The 3,971-nt window shown below is 35.4% G+C and carries 4 protein-coding genes and 2 pseudogenes; all 6 read right to left on the bottom strand.

Annotated features, from left to right (window positions below; all coding sequences use genetic code 11):
* Positions 1-402 (bottom strand): annotated as a pseudogene (locus COZ07_RS02320) (hypothetical protein); the annotation flags it as partial.
* 26 nt (positions 403-428) lie between these two features.
* Positions 429-920: a PocR ligand-binding domain-containing protein gene (locus COZ07_RS02315; protein WP_406606984.1), complete on the bottom strand. Its 492-nt coding sequence runs from the start codon at positions 918-920 to the stop codon at positions 429-431.
* A 24-nt stretch (positions 921-944) separates the two neighbouring features.
* On the bottom strand, positions 945-2,669 hold the full coding sequence (gene polX / locus COZ07_RS02310) for a DNA polymerase/3'-5' exonuclease PolX (RefSeq protein WP_406606983.1): 1,725 nt from the start codon (positions 2,667-2,669) through the stop codon (positions 945-947).
* A 41-nt stretch (positions 2,670-2,710) separates the two neighbouring features.
* Entirely contained in the window at positions 2,711-3,115 is a 405-nt protein-coding gene (locus tag COZ07_RS02305; RefSeq protein WP_406606982.1) for a PAS domain-containing protein, read from the bottom strand.
* Positions 3,116-3,405: 290 nt separating this feature from the next.
* A complete protein-coding gene (locus COZ07_RS02300; RefSeq protein WP_406606981.1) occupies positions 3,406-3,630 on the bottom strand; it encodes a hypothetical protein in 225 nt (74 codons plus the stop codon).
* A gap of 48 nt (positions 3,631-3,678) precedes the next feature.
* A pseudogene (locus COZ07_RS02295) lies at positions 3,679-3,971 on the bottom strand (hypothetical protein); the annotation flags it as partial.

Below are 3,971 nucleotides of genomic sequence, written 5' to 3'. Positions count from 1 at the left end.
TTGGATATATTCAAAATTTAATCCCAAAATCATTTCTAATTCTGCTTTAGCCTCTACCGCAGCTCGAGAAAGAACGACTGCCAGTTCCAAGAGTCGAGCTCGAATTAATTCTATTTGACCGGCATTTTTGAATAATATTTCCCCCAAAATCTCATTTAATACTTCCTTTGCTCCTTCTTTATCCCCTAATCTAACTCTCCTTAGCAATTCTCTCTCCGTCTCTAAAGGGTAGAGTGAACTAATAGAAATAAATGAATTTTCATCTTTCTCTTCCTTTTCAAGCGACTCTAATTCTCTTCTTTTTATCCTCTGTATTTCTTCAGAAATTTTTGCTTGTTGAATATATCTCTCCTGGCGTAATTTAATATCTATTAACTCCATTTTTGCTAAATAATTAGCCATAATTTGTAAAATATCGGCAGCTGCTTTTACCTTTTTTCTGACACTATTTTAACCTTCTTAAGAACCTCCTCTAAACGAGATTCCTCTATCTCCAAAGTTTTATCTACCTTTTTGATCTCTTTTAAAAAAGAAGAATCTGGTTTTCTCATCAAAACCCCACCAGAAACAAAGGAGCCTAAAAATTCACCCTCAAATAAGAAAGGAGCAGACCATTCAATAATACCAGCATAACATTGATAAATATAAGGAAATCCATACTCGATACTCTTTAAAGCACTGTTATGGAAAGTCTCCAAACACCTTTTCTCCCCTTCTTCCCTACTTTGAATCAATTTACAAATATTACAAAAAAATCCATCAGAAGTCGAAGATAAAAATATCTTTCCTTTTCTATCTATAAAGATTACCTTAATACCCGTAGCTCTATAGTAAGAATCCAAGAGCCATTTAATAACATCTTTTATTTTAGAAATTTTTTCTTGGCTCAATTGTTCATTTACCTCATTAAAATTTAACATGAATGCTCTCTCCCTCACAAAGTATTACTTATTATTTATTTTTAATCTCTTTAATAATTCATTCAAAGGTAGAGTATTCACGATATCTTTTTCTTCCAACCATCCTCGGCGGGCGACATCTACTCCTAAATTCATAAATTCTAATCCATCGATACTGTGTGCATCAGTCTCAATGGCTAATTGTACTCCTTTATCTTTGGCCATCCGACAATAGACATCATTTAAATCAAGCCTTTCCGGATAGGCATTTATCTCTAAAATCGTCCCGGTCTCTGCCGCCACCTTGATCATCTCATTCATATCCACTTGATATGATTCACGAAATCCAATTAAACGTCCGGTAGGATGAGCGAGAATATTTACCAACCGGTTCTGCATAGCTTTGATAATTCTCTCGGTAATAATTTTACTCTCCTGCTTAAAGCCAGAATGAATAGCCGCTATTACCACATCTAATTTACTTAACATTTCATCAGAAAAATCTAAACTGCCATCTGATTTTATATCTACTTCAATACCGCTTAAAATGGTAAAATCTTTTAATTCTTGATTTAATTTTTGAATTTCTTCCATTTGCTCTCTAAGTCTTTTTTCGGTTAATCCACCGGCAATTTTAAGTGATTGTGAATGGTCGGTAATGGCGATATATTTATAACCTCTCTTCTTCGCTGCTTCAGCCATTTGTCTAATCGTATGAGCCCCATCACTCCATTTAGTATGAAGGTGTAAATCTCCTCTAATCTGGGAATATTCTATCAGTTGAGGTAATTTCTTTTCCTGTGCCGCTTCAATTTCTCCCCTATCCTCTCGCAACTCTGGAGGAATAAAGGGTAAATTTAAAGCTTGGTAAACTTCTTCTTCTTTTTCTCCGGCAATTCTATTACCGGATTCCACTTCAAATACTCCATACTCATTTATCTTTAAACCTCTTTTTAAAGCCAATTCTCTCAATTTGATATTATGAGCTTTGGAGCCGGTAAAATATTGAAGAGCTGCTCCAAAACTTATTGGCTCCACTACTCTTACATCTATATGAAGGTCATCCTTAGTAATAATGCTTGATTTGGTAGGTCCTTCCGCTAAAATTTCTCTGACTTGAGGAAGAGAAGTAAAGGTTCTCATTATCTTCTCGGGATTCTGGGAGGTTATTAAAATATCAATATCACCGATAGTCTCTTTCTTTCGCCTTAAGCTCCCGGCAAAGCTTATTTTATCCGTCTCTTTCAACTGACTCAAACTTTCTACCATCTCTTCGGCCAAAGGTAAAGCCCGACCTAAGAGAAATCTTTCTTTTCGCCTTTTATATAATTCTATTCCTCTTAAAATATTAGTTTCAGACTTTTCACCCATCCCTGGTAAGTCTTTAATCCGATGCTCTTTAACTGCTTTTTCCAATTTCTCTATATTATCTACGCCTAATTCTTCATATAGAAGTTTGGCTGTCTTAGGACCCACTTCGGAAATATCCAAAAGCTCTATCACCCCGGAAGGTATAGTCTCTTTTAATTTTTCATAATACTCAAGCTTACCAGTAGTTAAAAATTCCTCGATCTTTTTGGCAATACCGGTACCAACTCCTGGGATATTATTCAATCCTCCCTGGTGGTAAATTGTTTCTATATCAATAGGTAAGTTCTCTAAAACTAAAGTTATCTTTTCATAAGCTCTAATCTTAAAGGGGTTTTCTTCTTTGATCTTTAAAATTTTAGCAATTTGCTCAAATATTCTGGATAATTCTATATTTTTCAATTCCCTTATCCCTCTTCTCTAATCATAAAATGCTTTTTAAACTAATCCAATAACCTTTTCTCACCACGGATGGCTTGAAGTTCAGCAATATTTTGAGATACCTCCAGACAACCGAGATATTTGCCCTCTTTATCCTTTAAAGCATAATATTCAATCAAAACTTTCTGCTTTTCCTGATGAGGACCAAGGGGAAGATCAATCCAGAAACGAGCTTTCTCTCTTTTCCCTTCTTTCATCTCTTTTAATATTTTCTCCACTTTAGCTAAACTCTTTTTCGGATGACAGTTAGCTACCTCTTTGCCTAATACCCCTTCTGGTCTTTTAAATATTCTGGTAGTAGGTTTATTCCAAGCTAAAACTCTATCCTCAGCGTCTACTACGGAAAATTCAATAGGCATAGTTTCTAAAATTGCTTCTAATACCTCTTGAGATAATTTACCAATCATTTCTTTTCCTCCTTTAAATTTTTATAATTATAACTATATTTTTTCTGACTTATTTTTAATTTTAACTTATTTAAAAAATAGAATCAAGAAGCGCGAATTTACCTCAGTGGTAGAAATCCTGGTATCAAAGGCAGCTACTTTAATCCCTTTTAAACTATTAGCAGGAATGAGCTTTAGAAAGCTATTAATTGCTTTAAACGATTCTCTTGCCTTGCATAATTTCTCAAATTTCTCCAGTAAGAGATATTAGCTTTTTCTAATCAAGATAATCCTTATATTATGATGTACTATCAATCAAAAAGAAGAATATCTTTTCTTTGACTGGATAGATTTTTTAATTCTTCACTAAAACCTGACTTAGAAAATAAAGTAAAATATTTTTGTTTTACATCAAAAAAATTATCGGCCTTTCTTTCTAAATTATATAACTCATTCAGACCGACTTTTTTATTTTTCCATTTACATTCACCAATGGGGTAAAACATATCTAAACCAAAAGCGGAAGAAAGGATCATTAAGCGAATAAATACCTTTTCTCGATTTATAGAGATCTCCCTCCCCTGTCAATAATGATCCGGCGCGCCTGCTCTTCCCAGCATACCTGTACCAGGCCCGTATTGAGGGAGAAGGTATTGCTCCCGCTCCTGCTTAAAGCGCTGCAGCGCAGGGGTATAGCAGACCTCGATCTGCTGCGGCGTGAGCCCTTCTTCCAGGTAGCGGCCGATCTTATCGGTCCCCATTATCTTGTCGAAGGAGACAACATTTTTTGACGTACTCTTGGGAACCTGGAAATCTCCCAGCATAAAGGCATAGGCCAGGGCGTAAATGCCGCTCTTCGCCGGGTTAAAGCGGTACG

The organism is Candidatus Infernicultor aquiphilus, from assembly GCF_002784285.1.
GTDB lineage: Bacteria > Atribacterota > Phoenicimicrobiia > Phoenicimicrobiales > Phoenicimicrobiaceae > Infernicultor > Infernicultor aquiphilus.
This window is presented reverse-complemented; position numbering and strand designations above follow the sequence as displayed.

Coding starts and splice junctions, on each gene's coding strand:
- COZ07_RS02315 (WP_406606984.1), bottom strand. CDS start 920: ATGTTAAATTTTAATGAGGTAAATGAACAATTGAGCCAAGAAAAAATT.
- COZ07_RS02305 (WP_406606982.1), bottom strand. CDS start 3,115: ATGATTGGTAAATTATCTCAAGAGGTATTAGAAGCAATTTTAGAAACT.
- COZ07_RS02300 (WP_406606981.1), bottom strand. CDS start 3,630: ATGATCCTTTCTTCCGCTTTTGGTTTAGATATGTTTTACCCCATTGGT.